We start from the raw sequence: 25,576 nt of genomic DNA on the forward strand, positions 1-25,576 counted from the left end.
TTTCAGGAACTTATCCCGCTGTACTTTACAATAATTTTTGATGACTCCTTTTTTGTTGCTGCAAAAAAGGAGTTTCATTTCATTCCCACTCTTTTTTGCAGACAAAAAATCTCGTTCTCTGCAAAATGATTTCCACTGCCATCGGGGTTAATTTCACATTATGGTTTATTTAATTTTTTATAATTTTTCCAGAATCAATCACTTTTCCATCTTCTGAAATTTTGTAAAAATAAATTCCATTAGATAGATTTGAAATATTGATTTTAGTTTTATTATTTAATTCTAAATCAAATATTTGAATTTGTTTTCCTTCTGAATTAATCAATTCAAATTTTGAATTGGAATCAAATTTTCCATCAATAAATAAAGTATCTTTCGATGGATTCGGATAAACTTTGAATTCTGATTTATTAATTTCACTTAAAGCCATAGTTCCGTTTCCTTCAGTTAGATTATAAATGTTATTGATATCTAATCCTGAAAAATTCTCTACCAATCCCGAAGGCCATTTAATTTGAATTTCTTGAATTTCCGCAGCATTTCCCAACCCAAAATGTGTAGTCAAACTGTTTTGACTTGCATAGCCAGATGAAGCTTCAACTTTTCGCATTTGTGTGACAGAATTTCCATTTATTACAGCAGTTATTTTTACAATTGTACCGATTGCAGATTTGTTGGAATTCGTTCCGATACATTTTATTTTAATCCAATTATTTCCTGTTCCTGTATTTTTAAAAACAGCATTTTCTTGTGATTCATTTTCATTATTTGCTAATATCACATCCAACCACCCATCGTTATTATAATCTCCAAAAGCCGCGCTGTATGTCCATCCTTCATGATTTGCCAAAATTGAAGAAGTATTTTTTGTGAAATTCCCATTTCCATCATTGATGAAAATTGAATTGGTGAAATGAGTATCTGAATAGGAATTTGCGATAAATAAGTCCAAATCGCCGTCATTGTCAAAATCGCCAAAAGTGGAACCAAAAGAATTCGTGATTTCTGCGGAAATTTCAGAATCTAAATCTTCTGTAAAAATCCCATTTTCATTGATGAACAATTGATTGGAATGCTCGTAATTCGTAACCAGCAAATCAAAATCGCCATCATTATCTACGTCAGCCCATGAACTTCCCATTGAATTTTTGAGATCCTGTACAATTGCTAAATCAGTTATCTGAGTAAAATTATTAGGACCGTCATTTCTATAGAGTGTATTTTTATTATTGCCTTCATTGGTTACAAATAAATCTGAATCTCCGTCATTGTCATAATCTACCCAATCCACAGAACGAGAAGGAATATTTTCGTTTGTAATGATCAAATCAGTTCTTTGAATGAATGAGCCATCTCCTTGATTCTCAAAGTATAAATTGCGCAAAGATTGTGCGCTGTTCGTAATGTATAAATCCAATAATTGATCATTGTTGACATCAATCAAGGTAGCAGTTTCTGAATAAGTTAAATTTGGAGCAACATTCGGATCAAAAGTAAAAGTTGAATTCCCATTGTTTCTGTAAAAGTAATTTCGTTTCGGCTGACCGCCCGAACCCCAAGTTACCACAAATCCATCTAAATCATTATCATTGTCAACATCTGCAAAACTGGCTCCGACAGCGCGGATGCTGTGTTCCACGATATCATCATCGGTCACAGTGATGAAACTTCCGTTACCATTGTTCAGATAAAGCATATTTTTTTCGCCTGTCGAGAGTCCGTTTGTGAAGAAAATATCGTCCCATCCATCACCGTTTACATCTATGAAATTGGCACTTCTTGAAGAAGATAGGGTAGTAGTAATATCCGGAAAATTCATTTTTTCAAAGGATTGCGCGTAGGAATGACTTAAGAGAAATAATGTAATCACACTTAAAATAAAAGTTTTCATAACAATATGATTTTGAATTAATTTCAGTAAAATTCTGAATCATAATTTTGGGTTGTATAAATTTGATATGAAGCCTGAAAATTTTGATATAAAAGCTGATAATTTGTTTATCAAGTGATTGAAAAACAATTGATTCTGAACGATTTTTCAACCTTTAAATGAAAATTATTGATTTCCTTTGTTTAAATTTTTATAAAATGAACCGGGTAAAATGGGTTTTGATTTTATGGTTAATTCTGGCTGTCTCAACATTTTTTCAGTTGTTTGCAGTTGAATATTCAGGAAGATATGATTATCAATTGATTGATTATATGATAACTCCGTTAGGAACTATGTTCAACGGGGTGTTGTTATTTTTCCTTATGGTTTTACCATTTTTTGATGTAACTTCAAAATACAGCAACTTCAAAAGGATTTTATTTCTTTGTCTGTTTGGAGTTTTTTATGCGTTTGTATTTATATTGACGTTGCACTTAATTCCACATGTTTTTTATCCAAACCCTTCTGACTATAAGGAAAGTGTGTTTAGTTTTATCGTGGGGGATTTTCATAATGTATTGAAAAACTATTTATTTCAAATTGCAATTCTCTATGCTTTTGAGTTCATAGGAAAAGAAAGAAATTCTATCAATCAACAGAAAAACCTTGAAATTGAATTAAATCAAACCAAACTTCAAATTTTGAAAAGCCAGTTGCAGCCGCATTTTCTATTCAATGCATTGAACAGTGTGGTGGCGGAAATAGATGAAAATAAACAAAAAGCGCAGGAAATGATTGTCAATCTGAGTGACATTCTCCGCACAACTTTAAACAGTAATTTTGAAATTCCGATTACTTTGGAAGAAGAAATTTCAACGATTAAAAAATATCTTTCCATAGAAAAAACCAGATATGAAGAACAATTAGATTATGAAATTAAAATTTCTCCCGAGGCTTCAAAAATGAAATTGCCGAGTTTGATTCTTCAGCCTTTGGTAGAAAATTCTATCAAGCATGGGTTTAAAGGATTTAATAATTCACTTAAAATTATAATTGAAGCGGATGAAGGAGAAAAATCTGTATTTGTCAAAAATAATGGAGCAAAATTAACAAGTCAAATTCACCAAATTGGATTGAATAATGTCGCGGAACGAATGGAAATTTTTACAGGAAATAAAAATTCATTCCAAATCTATCAGGAAGGTGAATGGGTAATCAATAAAATCCTATTAAAATGAAAAGATTAAGTGCAATTGCTGTCGATGATGAGGCGCCGGCATTGAGACGACTTATAAAAATGATTGAGGGAAACTCTGATATTCAGTTGATTGCTTCAGCGAAATCTGCATTGGAAGCCAAAAAAGTAATAATTGAATTTAAACCGGATTTGCTTTTGCTTGACATCCAGCTAAAAGATGCGACTGCATTTGATTTGCTTTCTGAAATTAAGAATCATTTTTACGGAAAAACCATTTTTATTACGGCTTATGACCAATATGCCATAAAAGCATTTGAATATGAAGCAATTGATTACCTATTGAAACCTTACACACAAGAGCGTTTTAATTCTGCTATTAGCAGGATTATTTCAAAACAGGAAAAGACTGATTTAAATGATTTAATGAATTTATTGAAAAATTATACAGTTAATTCTCCTAAAATGCTGGCGATACCGGAAGGTGTTAAAAATCATTTCATTGAAAAAGAAAAGTTACAATACATCATTTCAGAGGGGTATTATTGTAGTTTTATTTCTTCAGACGAGAAAAAGTTGATCAGAATTTCTCTGAAAAAATTAGAAGAATTTTTGCCAGAAGGTTTTATGAGAATTAATAAATCTACAATTATCAATAAAGATTTCATTATGGAATCAAGTCATCATAAATCAACTGTAAAAATTATAATGTCTGACCAAAATGAATTTTATGTTTCAGAGAATTTTATAAAGAATTTTCAAAAGGAGATAATTTAGTCCTATTTTGATTTAATCATTCAATTTATTCCAAAGCAAATCTTTCAACTCCATCAATCCCAATTGAGCAACGGAAGAAATGTACAAATGCGGAATGTCTTTTGGAAGCAATTCAGAAATTTCTTCTTTTAATTCATCATCGAGCATATCGCTTTTAGAAATCGCTAAGATCCTTTCCTTGTCTAGTAATTCCGGATTGTATTCACGCAATTCATTCACTAAAATTTCATATTCTTTCACATGATCTTTGGAGTCTGCAGGAATTAAAAACAACAACAAAGAATTTCTTTCTATATGGCGTAAAAATCTATGTCCCAAACCTTTTCCTTCGGCAGCACCCTCTATAATTCCGGGAATATCCGCCATCACAAAAGATTGGTGATTTCTATAAGGAACAATTCCTAAGTTGGGTGTGAGCGTTGTAAAAGCATAATCCGCAATTTTAGGTTTCGCCGCAGAAACGACTGAAAGCAAAGTTGATTTTCCAGCATTTGGAAACCCAACCAACCCAACATCCGCCAAAATTTTCAATTCAAGAATTACTTGCCCCTCCAATCCAGGTAACCCCGGCTGAGCATAACGTGGAGTTTGTCTTGTAGGAGAGCGGAAATGCCAGTTTCCAAGTCCGCCTTTTCCACCTTCCATCAAAATTACCTGTTGACCGTCTTCCGTGATTTCACCCATGAAATCTCCGTTTTCGTCTTTGGCAATTGTCCCGATTGGAACTTCAATGACCACATCATTTCCATCTGCACCGGTTGCGCGTGAAGTACCTCCATTTTTTCCGTTATCAGCCTTTAAATGACGTGTATATCGCAAGGGTAGGAGTGTCCATAGCTGCGCATTTCCTTTGAGAATGATGTGTCCACCGCGTCCGCCGTCACCACCGTCAGGCCCACCTTTTTCGATAAATTTTTCACGGTGAAGGTGTGCAGATCCGGCGCCGCCATTTCCACTTTTACAGTTTAATTTGATGTAATCTACGAAGTTTGAATGCAAAACTGAAGTTTTATTTAATTTGCAAAAATACGGATTTTAATTATGAGGTGGGCTGTATTGTAGAGATAATGCTCTTTTGATAAATTTAAAAATTTATGATGATAAATCCGCAATACACTTTTCACGAATTATCCATATTTCTTCTAAGGAAAATGATTTTGATTTAATCCAATCATTAAGAAAATTTTTATGGAATTCCACTTTAAAATCAATAACCTGAGAGGGTTGTATTTCAATTTCTAAAATCAAATCATTAACAAAATTTAATTCTGAAGAATTTGAAGTTGTACAGTCAAATATTTGATTGTGGATTTTTAAATAATTATGCGCTTCAGGAATATAATCTAAATTGAATTCATTTAAAGTGTTTTTAATTTTGGGCGTATTTTTTCCATTCATCCTGAAGATTCCCAACATCAATTTCACTTCAGCCTTTTGATTTTCAATTGCCAACTTTTTCAATAAAGCATGTTTGGAACTGCAAGTTCCTTTCATTTCATTCAAAACCAAAAGAAAATTTTCACGATTTGAATTTCTTCCGTATGGCAAATTTTTAATGAATTTCATCGCTTCAGAAAAGGAATTAATTTCCAATTTTTGAAATTTTTTAGAAATGGATTTTTCTGAAATTAAGATAAAATCAAACATAAATTACTTTTAAAATCATTTATAATTCAACATTTAAAATTCAAAATAATAAATCTAAAGTTCTTCTTTCAAAAATTTTCCTGTAATGCTTTTTGAGTTTTTTACTACTTCTTCCGGAGTACCTTTTGCTACGATGGTTCCACCTTTTTCACCACCATCGGGACCAATGTCGATGATGTGGTCTGCAATTTTGATAACATCTAAATTGTGCTCGATGATGATCACCGTATTTCCAAAATCTACGATTTTTTGAATTACATCCATCAAAACACGAATGTCTTCAAAATGCAATCCTGTAGTGGGCTCATCAAGAATGTAAAGAGTTTTTCCGGTTTGTTTTTTGCTCAATTCCGAAGCCAATTTTACACGCTGCGCTTCACCGCCGGAAAGGGTAGTGGATTGCTGCCCCAGAGTGATATAACCCAAACCGACATCTTGCAAAGTTTTCACACTTCTAAAGATTTTAGGAATAGGTTCAAAGAACTCAACGGCTTCGTTGACGGTCATGTCCAAAACGTCAGAAATGGATTTTCCTTTGTATCTGACTTCCAGTGTTTCACGATTAAAACGTTTTCCATGACAAGTTTCGCAAGGAACGTAAACATCTGGTAAAAAGTTCATTTCGATGACTTTCAATCCGCCGCCTTCACAGGTTTCGCATCGTCCTCCTTTTACATTAAATGAAAATCTTCCGGGCTTATAACCGCGGATTTTTGCTTCAGGTAATTGGGTAAACAAATTTCTGATATCAGAAAATAAATTGGTGTAAGTCGCCGGATTAGAGCGAGGTGTTCGCCCAATTGGAGACTGATCCACTTCAATTACCTTGTCAATGTGTTCTAAACCTTCAATCTTTTTGAAAGGCATCGGTTCCTGTTCCGAGCGGTAAAAATGTTTGCTCAAAATCGGGTAAAGCGTTTCGGTGATCAAAGTAGATTTTCCGCTTCCTGAAACCCCTGTAATTACCACCAATTCACCCAAAGGAATTTCCAGCGTTACATTTTTCAGATTATTTCCGGAAGCACCCGAAAGCTTGATGAAGTCTCCGTTTCCTTTCCTTCTTTCTTTTGGAATTTCTATTGCCAAATCTCCATTGATATAATCAGAAGTCAGCGTATGCGCATTTTTGATGTCTTTTGGAAGACCATGCCAAACGATTTTTCCGCCGCGTTTTCCGGCTTTCGGACCGATGTCGATTACGTAATCCGATTCCAAAATCATGTCTTTGTCATGTTCCACTACCAAAACCGAATTTCCAATATCACGCAATTTTTTGAGTGAATCAATCAGTTTCACATTGTCACGCTGATGCAGTCCAATGCTGGGTTCGTCCAAAATATAAAGTACGTTGACAAGCTGTGAACCGATTTGCGTAGCCAAACGAATTCGCTGCGCTTCACCGCCGGAAAGTGATTTGGAAGGTCGGTCGATTGAAAGATAATCTAATCCGACATCTAAAAGGAAAGTCAATCTGGTGCTGATTTCTTTCAAGATTTCTTCCGCGATTTTCTTTTGTTTTGGGTCTAATTTTTTGTCTAATGTATTGATCCAATTCAATAAAAATCTCAAATCAAAATGAGCGACTTCACCGATGTGTTTATTGTCCATTTTGAAATGAAGCGATTCATTGTTCAAACGGTATCCGTCACATGCAGTACATTTGACTTGTTTTGAAAATTTGCGTGAAATAGAATTTGCCGAAGGATTCATTTTGTCATTCATCAATTCATCTAGAAAAGAAATAATTCCTTCAAAATCAATTTTATAAATTTTGTTTACGTCTGCAAATTTCAATTGAACGTCAACAGTCTCTTTCAATCCATGCAAAATGTCATTGACCAATTCTTTCTTTAATTTTTTGAAAGGTGTGTCGAGATTTTCATTGTATTTAGCATAGATGGATTCGATTTGTTTCTTGATTCTGCTTGTATTTTTAATTTCTTCCAAAGGTGCAATCATTCCATTTTTAAAAGAACGATTGTGATCAGGAAAAACCTTATCCAAACTCACTTCTTTCAATTCTCCTAATCCATTGCAAACCGGACAAGCACCTTTTGGAGAGTTAAACGAAAATGAATTCGGTTCGGGAGAAGGGTAGGAGATACCTGTGGTGGGACACATGAGATTTCTGCTGTAGAAACGGGTTTCGTTTGTTTCATAATCCAAAATCATCAAAACATTGTCTCCCTGCTGCATTGCTGTATCAATAGAACTTTTCAATCTTTCGTCTGAAATTGAATCATTTAATTTTAATTTATCAATCAATAATTCAATGTCATGGGTTTTGTAACGGTCTAATTTCATTCCGGGCGTGATGTCTATAACCTCACCATTGACACGAACTTCCATATAGCCGCGTTTTGCAATTTGGGCAAATAATTCGCGGTAATGTCCTTTTCTGGAACGAACCAAAGGCGAAAGAATGGCAATTTTTTTCTCCTGAAAATTATTTCGAATCAAATCTTTGATGTGTTCATCAGTATAGCTAACCATTTCTTCTCCAGTGTTGTACGAATAAGCAGTGGAAGCTCTTGCGTAAAGCAACCGCAGAAAATCATAAATTTCAGTAATGGTTCCTACAGTAGAACGCGGACTTTTTGAAGTAGTTTTTTGTTCGATGGCAATCACGGGCGAAAGTCCTTCAATTTTATCGACATCAGGACGTTCCATTCCTCCTAAAAACTGTCTTGCATAGGCAGAAAAAGTTTCGATGTAGCGACGCTGACCTTCCGCATAAATGGTGTCAAAAGCTAAGGAAGATTTCCCACTTCCGCTGAGACCGGTTATGACAACCAGTTTTTCGCGGGGAATTTTAATATCTATGTCTTTTAGATTGTGTTCGCGCGCGCCGTAAACTTCTATAAAATCGTTCATATTCAAAAAATCGTACAAAGTTACATGAATTCAAGACGAAAAAAAAGTGCTCTTAAAAAGAGCACTTCAGTAATTTTGTATTTGAATAAATTATTTAATCGGAATGTAAATTTTGGTAAGCAATTCGTTTTTATCTTTTACAATTTCAGGGTCATTCATGTAACTTTCCCAATGTGAATTACCTAAAGATAATTTTTCTTTGGCTGCATATTGCTTCATTTTTTGAATGGTTTGGTTCAAAGTTTCATAACTTCCTTTGTGGATGCAAACCAAATTTTTTCCTGCAGGCAACGAATAAAGCTGCATATCTTCCTCTAATTTAACTATTTCTGTAATCGGATAACCGCAATAAAATTTTGCCTTTTTGGAAGCGGTGTCGATATATTCAAAATACGAAGTGGGTTTACCGATATTTTGTGGTGGAATTTTTATAAAATCGGTCAAGTAACTGAATAATTTACCCAAAGATTCTTCACGTGCAGTATTGATTTCACTCGCGTCCAACGAAGTTTCGTTTAGAATTGTGATTAGTTTTTCTCCATCAAACATTTCAGTTTTAATCATTCCGGGAAGTAAAGAATTGGCTTGTTCAGGAGTTAAAGCTGCAGATTTCAATCTTTCTTCCAAAGAAATCAAACCTTCATCCAATTTTTCTTTGATATTTTTTGAAGTAAAATAACTGTAATATCTTGAAAAATAACCGATTTCTTCGCTTTCAATTTTCCATTTTAATTTTGTTTTGGAAGCACCTTCAGGAATAAATTCAACTAACATTTTAGATACTTTTCCTAATCCCAAACCTTCGAGTTTAAATTCGATTTGTTTATTAGGTTCGGCTGTGGAAATGGTAAGTTCACCACTCTGAGATTCGTTTTCAACATTTCCCCATTTATACCCCGCACCTTCACCACGATAAGGTGCGAAATATTCTTTTTTAGCTGTGGAATCGGATTTTGCCCAGGGTTCCCATTCGGAATATTCTTTCAGATTATTGAATTCTTCATAAACAATTCCTACCGGCAGATTGAGTTCTTTCTCAGTTTCGGCAGTTATTTTGTTGGGTAAAAACAAAGGAATAATTAAGATTGCAATTACTAAAACGATCAAAAATTGTGTAAATCTTTTCATAGAAAATGAATTTTGACAAAGGTAAATATTAGAGTTGTCTTTTTTGAAAATTTAATTTAAGGAATTTAATTTAAAAATATTACATTTGGTATAACTAATCAATAAATAAAAATTTAATGGACATTTCACACTTATTACAAGGACCTGTTGGACAACAGTTGGTTTCAGGGGTAGTTAGCCAATTGGGAATCAAAAATGAACAAGCTCAAATGGCTATTTCTGCTGCAATTCCTTTTTTGCTTACCGCTTTAAATAAAAATGCTGCAAACGGTGATGCACAAAATATTAATAAGGCATTGGAAACAAAACATGACGGAAGCATTTTGGATAATTTGGGTGGATTTCTAAGTTCAGGAAATTTCTCAGATGGTGCCGGAATTTTAGGACACGTTTTGGGAGGTAAACAATCTCAGGTTGAAAATGCGATTGGACAATCAAGTGGTTTGAATGGCGGGCAAGTGGCTCAGCTTTTGGCCATGCTAGCACCAATTGTTATGGGGTATTTAGGAAAAGAGAAAAATTCACAAGGTTTAGATGCTGGTGGATTGACTGGTCTTCTAGGAGGATTGGTTGGTGGTGCTGCTCAAACAAACCAAAGAGAAATGAGTACAATCGAAAAACTTCTTGACCAAGATGGAGATGGAAGTGCAATGGACGATGTGATGGATATTGGAAGTAAACTTTTAGGAGGGTTTTTCAAGAAATGATTGAAAAAAAATGAAAATGAAAGAGGGAAGTTCTGTGAACTTCCCTCTTTTTTTTAATTCTTGAAGCAAACTATATTTTTCTTCAAGATACCACTTCTAATAACTGATAATGTTTTTGAAAAATTTAAAATGTTTTGGATTGTAGAATCCTTTGGTGAAAAAATCTCACCGATAAAAGAGTAATTTTGCTTCATATACAATAATTTTGAGTTCATATAAATAAAAACGCATCACTCAAAATTATATTGCAAAATGTTTATAATTAATTTTTATTAAACCATAGTCAAAGAAAGATTTTTATCTTCGATGACTTTTCTCAAATTAATCAAAGCATATCGCATTCTTCCCAAAGCCGTATTGATACTGACATCGGTCTCTTCAGCAATTTCTTTGAAGCTCAATCCTTTGAAGATTCTAAGTCTTAAAACTTCTTGCTGGTCTTCAGGTAGATAATCGATTATTTGTCTTAATTCTTTGTCAATCTGTTCTTTAATAATTTTGGTTTCCGAACAATCTTCCGGATCTGCCAAAAAATCGAAAATACTAAACTCTTCATCCATAAAAGTTTCACCAATCACAGGCATTCTTCTGCGTGATCTGAAATAATCAATGGATAAATTATGAGCAATACGCATGACCCAAGGTAAAAATTTACCTTCTTCATTGTATTTACCTTCTTTTAAAGTAAGAATTACTTTTACGAATGTATCTTGAAAGATATCTTCAGCAATGTCTTTGTCTAAAACTTTGGAGAAAATAAAGCCATAGACTTTATTTTTGTGCCTATCGATTAATTCGGCTAATGCTGCCTCGTTGCCGAGAATATAAGCATCGACCAATCGCGAATCATCAATGATTTCCATACTATCTACTTTTGTCTCAAATGTTAAATAATGTAGAAAGTAGCTCTATAGGCAATGAATTTTAATTGTTATATCAGCAAATATATAAAATAATCTTAAAGGATATGATTTTTTTCATAAAAAAAAAGCTGCCTTGAAAAGACAGCTTTTTTATATTTATTTCAGAACTACCTATTAAAGTGATGCAGAATGAACCAATAAATCTGTCAATTTGTTTGAATATCCTGTTTCATTGTCATACCAAGAAACCAATTTCACGAAATTTGGTGACAACATAATTCCTGCGTCTTTGTCGAAAATTGAAGTTCTTTTATCTCCAATGAAATCCTGAGAAACTACCAAATCTTCAGTATATCCCAAAATTCCTTTTAATTCACCTTCGGCAGCAGATTTCATAGCGGCAGAAATTTCATCATAAGTAGTAGCTTTTTCCAATCTTACTGTTAAATCTACCACAGAAACATCAGCTGTTGGAACACGGAATGACATACCTGTCAATTTTCCATTTAATGAAGGAATTACCTTTCCAACTGCTTTTGCAGCACCTGTTGAAGAAGGAATGATATTTAACAAAGCTGAACGTCCGCCTCTCCAGTCTTTCATAGATGGTCCGTCAACAGTTCTTTGCGTTGCAGTCGTAGCATGTACAGTTGTCATCAAACCTTCAACGATTCCGAAATTGTCATGAACTACTTTTGCCAATGGAGCCAAACAGTTTGTCGTACAAGAAGCGTTTGAGAATATTTTTACATCATCTGTCAATTCTTTATGGTTAACACCCATTACGTACATTGGCGTATCGTCTTTTGAAGGAGCAGAAAGAATTACTTTTTTACCACCTGCGTTTAAATGTGCTGTAGCAGTTTCTTTGTCTAAAAACAATCCGGTAGATTCTACAATATAATCAGCGCCAACTTCATTCCATTTCAAATTGTTTGGATCTCTTTCAGAAGTAATTCGGATGGTTTTTCCGTTTACAACAAGGTTATTTCCTTCAACTTTAATTTCCCCTTTGAATCCTCCGTGAACAGAATCGTATTTCATCATGTATGCCATGTATTCAGCATTGATTAAGTCATTGATTCCCACGATTTCGATGTTGTCTCTTTCAAGCATTGCATTGAAAACAAGACCACCAATACGTCCAAAACCGTTAATTCCTACTTTGATTGTTGACATTTTTTTGTTTTTGTTTTAAGGTTATTATATTGCTAAAATCTTAGCTACTTTTATGAGTTCTTCGTCTATTTGATTGTGTTTTTTGATGGCTTCTTCTATGGGGGTATAAACTACTTTGTTGGAACGCAAACCCGCCATCAAATTTGATTTCCCTTCTAAAATTGCCTCAACAGCCGCGACACCTAAACGGCTAGCCAAAACCCTGTCCTGACAGGTTGGACTTCCGCCTCTTTGTATGTGTCCCAGAACTGTTACGCGAATATCGTATTCAGGAAATTTCTTTTGGGTGGCTTTTGCCAAATCATATACATTTCCTAATTCTTCTCCTTCTGCAACTACTATGATGCTTGAATTTTTTCCTGCCTGTTGTGACCTTTCTAAAGTTTGAAGCAATTCTTCCAAGCTGTCCTTTTTTTCAGGAATTAAAATATCCTGGGCACCTGAAGCAATTCCACTATTTAATGCTATAAAACCTGCATCGCGTCCCATTACTTCCACAAAGAAAACACGGTTGTGGGAAGTAGCAGAATCACGGATTCTGTCAATCGCTTCTATAACAGTGTTCAGCGCGGTGTCATATCCAATCGTAGCATCTGTTCCAAAAATATCATTGTCGATGGTTCCCGGAATTCCTATAAACGGAACTTCAAATTCTTTATGAAAAACAGAAGCACCTGTAAATGAGCCATCTCCACCAATTACAACTAAAGCATCTAATTCATTTAATTTGAAATTTTCAAAAGCTTTTTTTCGTCCTTCCGGCGTTCTGAATTCTTGTGACCGTGCAGTTTTTAAAAAAGTTCCGCCACGGTTGATGATGTGTTTTACGGAGCGAGGTCCGAGTTCTGACATATCATTATTAATCAATCCGTGATAACCTTCCTTGATGCCGATGCATTGAATGTTGTAATACGAGCAAGCCCTAACAACTGCACGTATGGCAGTATTCATACCGGGAGAATCACCTCCTGAAGTTAGAACCCCTATTTTTTTGATAGATTTTTTTGCCACTTTTTAGCTGAAAATTGATTTACAAATATAATAAATAGGGATTGTTAAATAAAATTATTAGGATAAAGTTATCTTTTTTCTATTTCCTGAATGGGTTCCAATCTTCCGGTACGGAAATCTTTTTCCAAAATCACTTCTATGTATAAATCTTCTCTGGTTTTGTGTGGGTCAAATTGTGTTTTTAAATCTAAATCAAATGCGCCTCCGGCTGAATTCCAAAGAAATGCGTTCATACCGCCACGTAACTCTTTGATGATTTGAAATGATGTTTTATCGGTTTCTCTGTGGATTAATTTGATTAAAATCTGACCTCTGGAGCGTGATAAATCTTTCAATTTTCCTTCAAATTCATCTGCCAGCACTTTTTGTCTTTCTTTTACAAATTTTCTTTTTTCTCTGTTACTGCTAAATTCTTTTGAAGATTCTTCTATGAAATTATATTCTTCAACTGCAACTTTTACGTAAGGCCAAACATCCCGAACCCTTTTGCGGAGCCATAAATAATATTTTTTTTCTAAATCTGATTTTAAATTTAAATGAAATAAATCTGCATTATTCAGCTGAATGGTATCAAAAGCAGCCAAATCATCCTCAGTTATAGAATCCATTTCTGCCAATTCCTTTTGTAATTCTTGTTCTTTTTGTGGTTCGACCTGCGAAAAAATAAAACAAGGAAATAAAATAATAAGTATTAGGAGTAGTTTAAAATTCATAAACCGCATATAATCAAAAATTGTTCCTATTTTGTCTTATTGTTAACTAATTGAGAATTTAGATTAAGATAAATTAATTACCGGAAAATATTGAAATTCATTTTGGTTAAAAAAATATGTAGGTTTGTCGAAATTTTAATCAATGGCTAAAAAAGAATTTTATTCTAAAAAATCACTTCAGTTTTTAGAAAATTATTTAAATACTACTTCACCAACTGGATATGAAACCGCCGGGCAATTGGCTTGGATTGACTATATAAAACCTTATGTTGACGAAATTAGATCTGATAATTACGGGACGGCTTACGGAATTTTGAATCCGAAAGCAAAATATAAAGTTATTTTAGAAGCGCATGCCGATGAAATTTCATGGTATGTAAATTATATTTCAAAAGAAGGAATGTTGTACGTAATCCGCAATGGTGGTTCAGATGCAGTAATTGCACCTTCAAAACGTGTGAATATTCATACCAAAAAAGGGATCGTTCCAGGATTATTTGGCTGGCCGGCGATTCATGTGCGTGATAGAGAACGTGATGAAATTCCAAAAATAGAAACCATTTGGATTGACTGTGGCGCAAGTTCAAAAGAAGAAGTTGTAAAAATGGGAATTCATGTTGGATGCGTGGTAACTTATCCGGATGAGTTCATGATTTTAAATGATAAGTATTTTGTTTGCAGGGCTTTGGATAATAGAGTTGGAGGTTTTATGATTGCGGAAGTTGCAAGGCTGCTTCATGAAAATAAAGATAAAATCGATTTTGGAGTTTATTTTACAAATTCTGTTCAGGAAGAAGTTGGATTGCGCGGAGCAGAAATGATTACCAAAACCATTCAGCCTGATGTTGCGATTGTGACTGATGTTACCCACGATACTTCTACTCCGAAAATGAGCCAGATCAAAGATGGCGAAGTAAAATGTGGAGACGGACCGGTAATTACTTATGCGCCAGCGGTTCAGAATAATTTGAGAGAATTGATCATAGAAGCTGCTGAAAATAATAAAATTCCTTTCCAACGTGCGGCAAGCAGCCGTGTAACGGGAACTGACACCGATGCTTTTGCGTACAGCAATGGCGGCGTTCCGTCGGCTTTGGTTTCTTTGCCTTTGCGTTATATGCATACGACTGTAGAAATGGTTGATAAAAATGATGTGGAAAATACCATTAAATTGATGTATGAGTCTGTAAAAAAAATTAAAGAGGGCCAGAATTTTAAATATTTCTAAGATTTCTCGTGCTTCGAAATGACACAGAAAAATAATTCATTTGCAAAAATAATATCGACAATGGGACATCCGCTGGTGACTGTCCCATTTGTTGTTATTTTTCTTTTATTTCAGACGCAGCCATTAAAAAATGCGTTGTTTATTTCTTGTTTGGTAATTGGAATTATTCAAATTCCGGTTTTGATTAATTTGACCAAAAAACTTAAAAAAGAAAAAATAGAAAGCTTCGATGTTTCGGATAGAAATGAACGAAAAAAGTTTTACTTTTTGGTTCTTCCTTTGTTAATCTTGGTAAATCTGATTTTGATGTTTACAAATCAATCCAAAGATTTGATTTACAGTTTTCTGTTTGCGACGATTTTATTGCTGATTATGCAGGCGATGAATTATTTCATCAAAAGTTCATTGCACGTCGCGGTCAATGTTTATTTGGGATTTTTGTTGTTTAATTTAAATCCCATTGCAGGAATTTTATGGTGGATTTTTGTGTTGATGATTGCTTGGTCAAGATTGGTACTAAAAAAACACACAACCCAGGAGGTTGTGTGCGGTTTTATAATCGGAGCGATTTGTGGCTCTGTTTTGCAGTTATTTATCTAAGGCGTTACTGTTTGTTGGTATGCTCCTAAAGTAGGATTATTAGGTCTTGCAATTTGTAAAATGTCTTGATCCACGCCTTGATTTCCAATATCACCATTTTGAGCAGCAGGAGAATCAATTTTTAATCTCAAATCATTAGTTCCAAATCCAGGGTTTACAAATAAAGGATCTCCTTCAGTAATATTGGATGCTGGAAAAGTTAAATCTCCAAAGTCGTTTCTTATTAAATTATTTCTAAAATCATGAATGAAAGCACCACTTCCAACGCTGTCAAAAACTATAGCATTTGAAGCGCGTCCATAAAAAATGTTGTTATAGAAATTTGCTTGCGTGATTGAAGCTCCATCATTACTTAAAACTAAGCTATGATTACTTCCGATTCCTTGTCCAATGTTGTGGTAATTTGCAAAAGTACAATGCCTGAAATCATAAGTTCCACCCTCAATTCCTAAAGCTGTAATATTACTATTATTAATTACAAGATTGTATCCTGTGATGTTAGCATTTTTTGCATATAAACCGATAGATTCGTTGTTTAAGATTTTGGTATTTGAAATTTCCAATCTAGAATTTTCTACTTCCAATCCGATATTTCCGCCTTTTATTATTGCGTAATCGATTTTATTTAAAATACTTGTATTAGGAGATTTAATTTTAATTTCCCCCCACATATTTGGTAAAGAGTCCGAACGTTCGTCATGTCTGTCACTTCTGAAACGGACTTCATTTCCGAGTTGACCATTGACGGTCAGATTTCCATTAACTGTCATTCCTGCACCATTGTGAAAATAAACTCTTGTTCCACCTTGTATAGTTAGGTTGTTATTTACAACGGCATTCCCAAAAATTACTCTTGATTCAGAATTATCCCAACTTGGTTCAGTGATTAACACATCAGTTTGTCCTTGCTCAGGAATATAAAACTTAGCCTTTTCAATCCAAGACAATAATTTCACATTTTGCGAACCATTTGTAGTTTCAAAAACTACTTCATCTTCATACAAAGGATTTACAGGTGCTTCGCCTGCAGCCATTTCCACAAAAATGAAAATACTGTCTTTGGCTCTTACAGGAACATTTTCAAATGCATACCCCGGCATACCGTCAACATTTAGTTTATAGAGAGAACTTTCGCCACGCGACAAATAGATCCTTGGAATTTCAACATCTTTGTTCTGACGGTTGTGAACCGTAAATTTGTAAGTCTGAGAATTGGTATGGTTAAAAATGGTGTCCAAAGAAATCGTATCGGTAGAAAATCCTAATTCATCAGAAGCCGGATCAAAATCAAAATCATCACGACATGAAGTGATTCCTATAATTAGTAATAATATTGCGCCGGTTACAAGGGAACGTATTTGCATAATTTCAATAAATTAATTCGAACAAAACTACATAAAAAAACGAATTTCGAACTTCGAATTTCGAACTTCGCGTAAAAATATTAATTTTACAAAAATAAAAATCTATAAATCATTTTGTAATTCAGAATTATTTTTATCTTTGCACACTCAAAATGAGAAGTTAACTGCAATGGAAACGGTAGGAAGTGGAAATTGCGAATCAAAAAATAAACATTATGAAAAAAGGAATTCATCCCGAAAATTATAGATTAGTTGTATTCAAAGATATGAGTAATGATGAAACTTTCATCACTCGTTCTGGAGCTGACACACGCGATACAATTGAAATCGATGGTGTAGAGTACCCATTGATCAAAATGGAGATTTCAAGTACATCTCACCCTTTCTACACAGGAAAACAAAAATTGGTAGATACAGCAGGTCGTATCGACAAATTCAAAAATAAGTATTCAAAATTTCAAAAGTAAGATTTTGATTTGTTCATAATAAAAAAGTTCCGTTTTGCGGGACTTTTTTTATGCAATCAATTTTTTTTTTCAATATTAGGGCACGTCCGCCGTGCTGCCCTTTGAGCAGGCATCCCGTCGGTCGGGCTTTTCACGGCTCCGCTTCGCTTCGGTACTTCATTGCATTTCGTACCGCTTCTTTCAGTCGCGCCCTTGCAATCCCTCGTGCGAGTCGAGGGTTTTATAATAATTTTAAGCCCTTAATATTATCAATAATTCGTCGAGTTTTATAAAATCAAAAAACATATACCAAATTACTTGTTCGTAAAAGCGTTTCAATTTTATTTACGAAAGACTTTTCGCCCGTATCTCACTCAGGTATTCCGGTGTGAATCCAAGAAAAGAAGCTATCAGATATTGCGGTATCCGTTGCACAAACGCTGGTTGGGCCTCAACCATCTTATGGTAAAACTCCTCTTTACTATAATTGAATAAATACCTCAATCTCCTTTGAGCTGCCGCAAACGCACGCTGATAAACAAATCTGAAATATCTTTCCATTTCCGGAAACTTTATCAGCAATTCCTCCTGAGCTTCCTGGCTGATCACCAAAACGACTGACTTTTCCACCGCCTGTATATAGAAATCCGTCACAAGCTTATGTTCATAAGCAAGATGATCCGTTATCCACCAAGTTTCAATTGCAAATTCAGTCGTTTGTTCCGTTCCTTTCTCATTGATGAAAAACTTCCGCAGACAACCCTCCAGTACAAAATAATGAAACTTGCAAACATTTCCTTCCACTAGCAGATTTTCTTTCTTTCTCACATTTAACACATGAAAATAATCCAGAATCAGAGGGAAATCTTCCTCACTCACCTGGATAAATTTTTCTAAATGTGCTTTGAAAATCCCTGACATTGATAATATTTATTTTGTCATTCTGAATGGAATTTAATTAAAAATCTAAAATAAATAAGATTTCTCCTTCGTCGGAATGACATATTGAAATTAACTTCAATTTTTAAGCATTCATCAAGCTTTCTATCTCCTCAACTTCGATAGGAATATTCTTCATCAGATTGATTGGCGCACCCGAACTTTGAATCACATAATCATCTTCGATTCTGACTCCTAAATTCTCCGAAGGGATATAGAATCCCGGCTCATTTGTAAACACCATTCCTTCCACAAATTTATCGGATAAGATACCATAATCATGCGTATCTAATCCCATGTGGTGCGAAGTTCCGTGCATCATGTATTTTTTGTAAGCAGGCCATTCAGGGTTTTCATTTTGAACGTCTGCTTTGTCAATTAAACCTAAACCAAGTAATTCAGAAGTGTAGATTTTGCCCATTTCTCTGTGGTAATCATACCAGTTATTTCCAGCAACCAACAATTTCTCTGCTTCATTTTTACAATTCAAAACCGCATTGTAAATTTCTTTTTGTCGCTCATTGAATTTCCCATTCACAGGAATCGTTCTGGTCATGTCAGATGAATAATTTGCATACTCAGCTCCAACATCCAAAAGCAAAATGTCGCCGTCTTTACACTGCTGATTGTTTTGGATATAATGCAAAACATTGGAACTGTAACCGCTTCCTATGATTGGCGTATATGCAAAACCTTTCGAACGATTTCTCAAAAACTCATGTGCAAATTCCGCTTCGATTTCATATTCCCAAACACCTGGCTTTGTGAAAGATAAAATTCTTCTGAATCCTTTTTCAGTAATGTCACAAGCCGTTTGGATCAACTCAATCTCTTCCGGTTCTTTGATTGAACGAAGTCTTTGCAAAATCGGATTGCTGCGCAAATAATTATGTGCCGGATAATCATTTTTCAAAGTTTTGATGAAACGGTCTTCGCGAGTTTCAACTACACGTTCTGCACGGTAATGTTCATTGATATTGATGTAAATATTATCTGCTTCGGTCAATAACTTATAAAGCACTTTATGGAAATCTTGTAACCAATAAACCGTTTTAATTCCTGAAACTTCAAAAGCTTGTTCCTTATCTAATTTTGCTCCTTCCCAAATCGCAACGTGTTCATTTGTTTCACGAAGGAAAAGGATTTCTCTGTGTTTTTCCTCATAACTATCCGGGAAAATAACTAAAATACTTTCTTCCTGATCAATTCCTGATAAATAAAAAATATCTCGGTGCTGATTAAAAGGCAGCGTACTGTCGGCACTTACCGGATATATATCGTTTGAATTGAAAACCGCGATTGATTTTGGTTTTAATTCTTTAGTAAATTTTTGTCTGTTTTTGATGAATAGGTCAGAGGATATCTGTTCGTATTTTGTAGTCATAACTGATTTTTATGAAAACAAATGTATGAAAGATGAAATGGTAATGCAAGTTAAAATAGGTATAAAAAAGTAACACCTCATTCGTAAGAATGAGGTGCTAACCTTAACCAACCTAAACCTATGAAAAAGCTATTAGCTTTTATGGTGTCAAATTTACACAAATTATTTTAACCACAAAACTTTTAGCCAAAAATTAAGTGAATATTATCACATTTTTTCCGGAACGTTAATTCCTAATAAATTAAATGAAGATGCAATTACATTTGCTGTCCATAAAGCCAAGTACAATCTGAAATTTTTAATGTTTTGATCCTCAGCTTTTAAAATTGTATAATTTTGATAGAAATGGTTAAAATGTTTTACTAAATCATATGTATAATTCGTTACTAAAGCCGGGCTCAACTCAGCCGCAGCTTTTTGAATCGTTTCTTCGTAATTGTTCAAATGACGAATGATTTCTTTTTCAGTTTCGTTCAATTCAATTGAATTCAAATCAAAATTTTGCGGTTTTCCCTTTCTCAGTATAGATTGAATTCGAGCAAAAGCATACTGAATAAAAGGTCCCGTATTTCCGTTGAAATCTACACTTTCTTTCGGATCAAACAAAATTCGTTTTTTAGGATCTACTTTTAAAATGAAATATTTCAAAGCGCCCATTCCAATGATTTCGTAGAGTTTTTCCTTTTCTTCATCAGAATAATCATCCAGTTTTCCTAATTCTAGAGAAATTTCTTTCGCGGTCTGGTGCATTTCTTCCATCAATTCATCGGCATCAACCACTGTTCCTTCGCGTGATTTCATTTTCCCTTCAGGCAAATCAACCATTCCGTAAGAAAGATGCTCGAGCGTCTGTGCCCAATCGTAACCTAATTTTTTAAGAATTAAAAACAAAACTTTGAAATGATAATCTTGTTCGTTTCCGACAACGTAAATCAATTTATCGATGTCAAAAGTTTCAAATCTTTCCACCGCAGTTCCGAAATCCTGAGTGATATAAACCGAAGTTCCATCCGAACGCAAAACGAGTTTTTCGTCCAAACCGTCTTCCGTCAGATCAATCCAAACTGAACCGTCTTCTTTTTGGTAAAAAACACCTTTTTCAATTCCTTTTTGAATTAAATCTTTACCTAATAAATACGTATTGCTTTCGTACTGGTAATGGTCAAAATCAACGCCTAATCTTTTATAAGTTTTTCCAAATCCATCATAAACCCAACCATTCATAGTTTCCCAAAGCGAGCGAACTTGTAGGTCTCCGGATTCCCATTTTCTGAGCATTTCCTGCGCTTCGAGAAATAACGGAGCGTTCTTTTTAGCTTCATCTTCAGATTGTCCTTTTTCAACTAAATCTTTGATTTCAACTCGATAATGTTTGTCAAATTCAACATAATATTTCCCAACCAAATGATCGCCTTTGATTCCTGAAGATGCCGGTGTTTCTCCGTTTCCAAATTTTTCCCAAGCTAACATCGATTTACAAATATGTATTCCACGGTCGTTGATGATTTGGATTTTCTGTGTTTTGAATCCAGCTGCATCAAAAATCTGTGCTACGGAATAACCCAAAAGATTGTTTCGGATGTGACCTAAGTGAATCGGTTTGTTGGTATTGGGCGAAGCATATTCAACCATTACCGAAGAAGAATCATCTGTTTTTGGTGTAAAACCAAATTTAGGATTTTCAGCATTTTCAATGATTCCATTTAGTAAAAACTGATTTTCAAAACTTAAATTCAGAAAACCTTTTACCACATTGAAATCCTTGATGTTCCCATTTGCTTTCAGGAATTCTCCGATTTCATTTCCGATATCTTCAGGTTTCTTTTTCAATAATTGAATCAATGGGAAAACAACAAGCGTGTAATCTCCGTCAAATTCCTTACGTGTATTTTGGACTTCAATCCTTTCCGGAGTGATTCCATAAATTTCGGTTATTGAATTTGATACGATTTCTATTACTTGTTTTTTGAGATTCATTTAATTGGGTTTTAAATTTTGAATTTTGAATGCATTGAAACATTCTCATTTTTAATTCAAAATATATAATTTATAATAATTTTTATTATGCCATTGTCGTGTAAACATTCTGAACGTCATCGTCTTCTTCGATTTTTTCAAGAAGTTTATCAATATCGGCTTGTTGTTCTTCGGTTAATTCTTTGGTGACCTGCGGAATTCTGTCAAATCCACTCGAAAGGATTTCGAAATTGTTTTCTTCAAAATATTTCTGAAGAGACCCAAAACTTTCAAAAGGAGCATAAATCATGATGTTGCCTTCGTCTTCGAAAACTTCTTCTGCACCAAAATCTATTAATTCCAATTCCAATTCTTCCACATCCATATTTTCACCTTTCACAGTAAAATTACAAGTATGGTCAAACATGAATTCAACGGAACCTTGTGTACCTAAGCTTCCACCGGTTTTGTTGAAATAACTTCTGATGTTGGCAACGGTTCTGTTGTTGTTGTCTGTGGCAGTTTCAACTAAAACAGCGATTCCGTGCATGGCATAACCTTCAAATAAAACTTCTTTGAAGTTGGCAGTTTCTTTGTCCGATGCTTTTTTGATGGCGCGTTCCACGTTTTCTTTCGGCATGTTGGCCGTTTTCGCATTCTGAATGATTGCACGCAAACGTGAATTGGCTTCCGGATTGGGACCGCCTTCTTTCACAGCCATTACAATATCTTTCCCGATTCGGGTAAAAACTTTGGCCATCGTGGCCCAACGTTTCATTTTTCTTCCTTTTCTGAATTCAAACGCTCTTCCCATTTCATTTTGATTTTAAGCGTTGCAAAATTAATTGTTTTTGAAGAATTATGTTTAAAAAACTATTGATAAGAATTTTTAATAAATTTTTCAAGGTTACATTTAATTTCTCAAAATCCTATGCGCTATCTTTGCCACTAAGAAATCATACCGTTTATATGAATAGTGTTATAGAGGAATATCAGGAAATAGTTAGCAAGGCATTAGAAGAATTTTCATTCGATGAATGGGAGCCGAAAGAATTGTATGAACCATGCGATTACATTTTGAGCATAGGAGGGAAGCGGCTTCGTCCAATTATTGTGATGTTGGGTTCTTATGTTTTTGATGGAAAAGTTGAAGATGTTTTGAAGCCTGCTTTGGCGATTGAATTTTTTCATAATTTTTCTTTGATGCACGATGATATCATGGATGCTGCGCCCTTGCGACGCGGTAAACAGACCGTTCATATAAAATACAATACCAATGTGGGGATTCTTTCCGGGGATGCGATGCTTATCAAAGCTTACGAAATGTTCGAAGATTTGCCTGCCGATAAGTTTAAAGTAGTAACGAAATTGTTCTCTAAAACTGCAGTTGAATTGTGTGAAGGTCAGCAATATGACATGAATTTTGAAACACAGGAAGTTGTTACATATGAAGAATACATCAAAATGATTACCCTCAAAACTGGTGTCATGATGGGAGCTTCTCTCAATATAGGCGCTTTGATTGCAGATGGAAGTGAGGAAGATTGCCATAATTTATATGAATTTGGGAAAAACCTTGGAATTGCATTTCAGTTGAAAGATGATTATTTAGATGTTTTTGGTCAGCAGGATTTTGGTAAAATTCATGCAGGTGATGTGTTCGAAAATAAAAAAACAATTTTATTTATCAAAGCCTTAGAGAAAGCGGGGCCAAAAGAAATAGATGAATTGAAATTCTGGTACAGCATGAAAACCGATAATGTCGATAAAGTTTATGCGGTAGAAAAGATTTTCCGTATGTTGAAAGTGGATCATGCAATTATGGATTTAATTTCAGAATATACCAAAAAGTCAATGGAATACCTGGACAAAGTTTCTGCCTCTGAAGAGAAAAAAATACAACTTAGACAATTGGCTTCATCCCTTATCGAGAGACAGATCTAATGCAATTCAGAACTGAACTTTTTTTACCCGAATCGAAATGGAAATTATCTCACAACGATAAAATCCTCGGAATCGGTTCTTGTTTTGTGGATGCCATTGGAGATAAATTAAATTTAGGAAAATTCAGAATTCTCCAAAATCCTTTTGGCACTTTGTTTCATCCTGTTGCGATGGAAAACGCTTTGGCTAGAATTCATTCCAACGTCACTTACGCCGAATCAGAAATTTTCAACCGTGATGAGTTGTTTTTCAGTTGGGACCATCATACTTCTTTCAATAAAACTTCGATGAAATCGACTTTGGAAGGCATTAATTCTCAGTTGGAAAAAGCCAATGAATTCATTCAAAATGCAAACATTTTCATTTTGACTTTCGGAACTTCAAGGGTTTACAAAATCAAACAATTGGACTTGATTGTTGCTAATTGCCACAAAGTTCCGGGGCAGCATTTTGAGAAAGTTTTATTGACTGATGCACAGATAAAATCTTCAATGAGGAATTGTTTTAACTTCATTCTGGATATCAATCCAAATGCGAAAATCATTACAACAATCAGTCCTGTACGTCATGTCAAAGACGGTGTGATTGAAAATAACATCAGTAAATCCAAGTTGATTTCAAACTTACATGATTTGATTTCACAATATGAAAATGTAGAATATTTTCCTGCTTATGAATTGATGATGGACGATTTACGAGATTATCGTTTTTACAAAGAAGATTTGATTCATCCGAATGACATGGCGATTGAATACATTTGGGATAAATTTTCAGAAAAATATTTTACAGAAGAAACTTCTATCAAAATCCGGGTAGCTGAAAAAATCAATTCGTCATTGTCACACAGACCGATGAACACGAGTTCGATTGCATATAAAACATTCTTGTTTAACACAATGAAAAAAATTGAACAAACCGAAACCGGATTTCCCAAAGGCAGCTTCAATGCTGAAAAAGAAATATTAAAAAATTTAATGAGAAATGCTGATTGATACACATACACATCTTTATTCGGATGAATTTGACAATGACCGCGATGAAATGATTCATCGCGCAAACTCTATTGGAATCGAAAGATTTTATCTGCCCGCTATCGACTCGTCTTACACACAAAAAATGTTTGATTTGGAAGCGAAATATCCTGAACAAATGAATCTCATGATGGGTTTGCATCCAACTTCTGTACAGCCTGGAACTTATTTGGATGAATTGGAAAATGTGAAAAATTGGTTAGATAAAAGAGCGTTTTCAGCAGTTGGAGAAATCGGGATTGATTTGTATTGGGACAAAACTACTTTAGGGATTCAGCAAACAGCATTTAAAACTCAGATTGGGTGGGCAAAAGAAAAAGGATTGCCAATTGTGATCCATTGCCGCGAAAGTTTTGATGAAATTTTTGAAATTCTGGAAGAAGAAAAAGACGAAAAACTTTTCGGAATTTTCCATTGTTTTACAGGAACGAAAGAACAAGCGGAGCGTGCCATTGGTTTCAATATGAAATTGGGAATAGGAGGAGTAGTTACTTTTAAAAATGGGAAAATAGATCAGTTTTTAAATGAAATTCCGCTCGAACATATTGTTCTGGAAACAGATTCTCCTTATTTAGCTCCGGTTCCTTATCGTGGAAAAAGAAATGAATCTGCTTATCTGAAAAATGTGGTTGAAAAGTTGGTTGACATTTACCAGATTTCTGAAAAAGAAATAGCTCAATTGACTTCACAGAACGCATTGTCTGTATTTGAAAATTGAGC

General features: G+C 34.5%; 23 protein-coding genes. 9 read left to right on the top strand and 14 right to left on the bottom strand.

Going from position 1 to position 25,576, the window contains the following annotated elements; genetic code table 11:
* Positions 1-169: 169 nt before the first annotated feature.
* On the bottom strand, positions 170-1,891 hold the full coding sequence (locus B8977_RS03075) for a CRTAC1 family protein (RefSeq protein WP_084016053.1): 1,722 nt from the start codon (positions 1,889-1,891) through the stop codon (positions 170-172).
* Positions 1,892-2,088: 197 nt separating this feature from the next.
* Here B8977_RS03075 and B8977_RS03080 point away from each other — a divergent pair, with 197 nt between their 5' ends.
* The gene (locus B8977_RS03080) at positions 2,089-3,108 is read left to right on the top strand and encodes a sensor histidine kinase (RefSeq protein ID WP_159447444.1); all 1,020 of its coding nucleotides are present in this window, start codon (positions 2,089-2,091) and stop codon (positions 3,106-3,108) included.
* Positions 3,105-3,842, top strand: a complete 738-nt coding sequence (locus B8977_RS03085; RefSeq protein ID WP_084016057.1) for a LytR/AlgR family response regulator transcription factor — start codon at positions 3,105-3,107, stop codon at positions 3,840-3,842. The genes B8977_RS03080 and B8977_RS03085 overlap by 4 nt, the downstream gene beginning before the upstream one ends.
* A gap of 12 nt (positions 3,843-3,854) precedes the next feature.
* Here B8977_RS03085 and obgE read toward each other — a convergent pair whose 3' ends face one another.
* From obgE to B8977_RS03105, 4 genes are all read right to left on the bottom strand, one after another.
* Complete coding sequence (gene obgE / locus B8977_RS03090) at positions 3,855-4,841, bottom strand: GTPase ObgE (RefSeq protein WP_084016069.1); 987 nt, start codon at positions 4,839-4,841, stop codon at positions 3,855-3,857.
* A gap of 93 nt (positions 4,842-4,934) precedes the next feature.
* On the bottom strand, positions 4,935-5,489 hold the full coding sequence (locus B8977_RS03095; protein WP_245828413.1) for a hypothetical protein: 555 nt from the start codon (positions 5,487-5,489) through the stop codon (positions 4,935-4,937).
* A 54-nt stretch (positions 5,490-5,543) separates the two neighbouring features.
* Complete coding sequence (uvrA, locus tag B8977_RS03100; protein WP_084016071.1) at positions 5,544-8,363, bottom strand: excinuclease ABC subunit UvrA; 2,820 nt, start codon at positions 8,361-8,363, stop codon at positions 5,544-5,546.
* A 90-nt stretch (positions 8,364-8,453) separates the two neighbouring features.
* Complete coding sequence (locus B8977_RS03105) at positions 8,454-9,491, bottom strand: GyrI-like domain-containing protein (RefSeq protein ID WP_084016073.1); 1,038 nt, start codon at positions 9,489-9,491, stop codon at positions 8,454-8,456.
* A 116-nt stretch (positions 9,492-9,607) separates the two neighbouring features.
* Between B8977_RS03105 and B8977_RS03110 the strand changes: the two genes are divergently transcribed.
* The gene (locus B8977_RS03110; RefSeq protein ID WP_084016075.1) at positions 9,608-10,198 is read left to right on the top strand and encodes a DUF937 domain-containing protein; all 591 of its coding nucleotides are present in this window, start codon (positions 9,608-9,610) and stop codon (positions 10,196-10,198) included.
* A gap of 272 nt (positions 10,199-10,470) precedes the next feature.
* On the opposite strand, the gene B8977_RS03115 is transcribed toward B8977_RS03110, so the two are convergent.
* The 4 genes from B8977_RS03115 to B8977_RS03130 form a co-directional block, all read right to left on the bottom strand.
* A complete protein-coding gene (locus B8977_RS03115) occupies positions 10,471-11,061 on the bottom strand; it encodes an RNA polymerase sigma factor (protein ID WP_084016077.1) in 591 nt (196 codons plus the stop codon).
* Positions 11,062-11,235: 174 nt separating this feature from the next.
* Positions 11,236-12,240: a type I glyceraldehyde-3-phosphate dehydrogenase gene (gene gap / locus B8977_RS03120; protein ID WP_084016079.1), complete on the bottom strand. Its 1,005-nt coding sequence runs from the start codon at positions 12,238-12,240 to the stop codon at positions 11,236-11,238.
* Positions 12,241-12,264: 24 nt separating this feature from the next.
* On the bottom strand, positions 12,265-13,251 hold the full coding sequence (gene pfkA, locus B8977_RS03125; protein ID WP_084016081.1) for a 6-phosphofructokinase: 987 nt from the start codon (positions 13,249-13,251) through the stop codon (positions 12,265-12,267).
* 68 nt (positions 13,252-13,319) lie between these two features.
* On the bottom strand, positions 13,320-13,964 hold the full coding sequence (locus tag B8977_RS03130) for a DUF4294 domain-containing protein (protein WP_245828415.1): 645 nt from the start codon (positions 13,962-13,964) through the stop codon (positions 13,320-13,322).
* Positions 13,965-14,106: 142 nt separating this feature from the next.
* On the opposite strand from B8977_RS03130, the gene B8977_RS03135 reads away from it, so the two are divergent.
* Positions 14,107-15,192 (top strand): M42 family metallopeptidase, encoded by a 1,086-nt coding sequence (locus tag B8977_RS03135; protein WP_084016085.1) that lies wholly within the window; start codon positions 14,107-14,109, stop codon positions 15,190-15,192.
* 18 nt (positions 15,193-15,210) lie between these two features.
* The gene (locus B8977_RS03140) at positions 15,211-15,792 is read left to right on the top strand and encodes a phosphatase PAP2 family protein (protein ID WP_084016087.1); all 582 of its coding nucleotides are present in this window, start codon (positions 15,211-15,213) and stop codon (positions 15,790-15,792) included.
* Here B8977_RS03140 and B8977_RS03145 read toward each other — a convergent pair.
* Positions 15,789-17,156: a hypothetical protein gene (locus B8977_RS03145; RefSeq protein WP_084016089.1), complete on the bottom strand. Its 1,368-nt coding sequence runs from the start codon at positions 17,154-17,156 to the stop codon at positions 15,789-15,791. The genes B8977_RS03140 and B8977_RS03145 overlap by 4 nt on opposite strands.
* A gap of 215 nt (positions 17,157-17,371) precedes the next feature.
* Between B8977_RS03145 and B8977_RS03150 the strand changes: the two genes are divergently transcribed.
* The gene (locus tag B8977_RS03150) at positions 17,372-17,623 is read left to right on the top strand and encodes a type B 50S ribosomal protein L31 (RefSeq protein ID WP_084016091.1); all 252 of its coding nucleotides are present in this window, start codon (positions 17,372-17,374) and stop codon (positions 17,621-17,623) included.
* 324 nt (positions 17,624-17,947) lie between these two features.
* Here the strand turns inward: B8977_RS03150 and B8977_RS03155 are convergent, their stop codons facing one another.
* From B8977_RS03155 to B8977_RS03170, 4 genes are all read right to left on the bottom strand, one after another.
* Positions 17,948-18,523 carry a Crp/Fnr family transcriptional regulator gene (locus B8977_RS03155; protein ID WP_084016093.1) on the bottom strand — a complete coding sequence of 192 codons (576 nt, stop codon included), beginning with the start codon at positions 18,521-18,523 and terminating at the stop codon, positions 17,948-17,950.
* Between the two features lie 103 nt (positions 18,524-18,626).
* Positions 18,627-19,925, bottom strand: coding sequence for an aminopeptidase P N-terminal domain-containing protein (locus tag B8977_RS03160; protein ID WP_084016095.1), 1,299 nt, complete (start codon positions 19,923-19,925; stop codon positions 18,627-18,629).
* 207 nt (positions 19,926-20,132) lie between these two features.
* A complete protein-coding gene (argS, locus tag B8977_RS03165; protein WP_084016097.1) occupies positions 20,133-21,902 on the bottom strand; it encodes an arginine--tRNA ligase in 1,770 nt (589 codons plus the stop codon).
* 85 nt (positions 21,903-21,987) lie between these two features.
* Positions 21,988-22,695, bottom strand: coding sequence for a YebC/PmpR family DNA-binding transcriptional regulator (locus B8977_RS03170; protein WP_084016099.1), 708 nt, complete (start codon positions 22,693-22,695; stop codon positions 21,988-21,990).
* 155 nt (positions 22,696-22,850) lie between these two features.
* Between B8977_RS03170 and B8977_RS03175 the strand changes: the two genes are divergently transcribed.
* The 3 genes from B8977_RS03175 to B8977_RS03185 are packed head-to-tail and all read left to right on the top strand — an operon-like array spanning position 22,851 to position 25,574.
* A complete protein-coding gene (locus B8977_RS03175; protein ID WP_084016101.1) occupies positions 22,851-23,825 on the top strand; it encodes a polyprenyl synthetase family protein in 975 nt (324 codons plus the stop codon).
* A complete protein-coding gene (locus B8977_RS03180) occupies positions 23,825-24,817 on the top strand; it encodes a GSCFA domain-containing protein (protein ID WP_084016103.1) in 993 nt (330 codons plus the stop codon). The genes B8977_RS03175 and B8977_RS03180 overlap by 1 nt, the downstream gene beginning before the upstream one ends.
* Positions 24,807-25,574 carry a TatD family hydrolase gene (locus B8977_RS03185; RefSeq protein ID WP_084016105.1) on the top strand — a complete coding sequence of 256 codons (768 nt, stop codon included), beginning with the start codon at positions 24,807-24,809 and terminating at the stop codon, positions 25,572-25,574. The genes B8977_RS03180 and B8977_RS03185 overlap by 11 nt, the downstream gene beginning before the upstream one ends.
* Positions 25,575-25,576 lie beyond the last annotated feature (2 nt).

This window comes from Moheibacter sediminis, from assembly GCF_900176425.1.
Classification (GTDB): Bacteria; Bacteroidota; Bacteroidia; order Flavobacteriales; family Weeksellaceae; genus Moheibacter; species Moheibacter sediminis.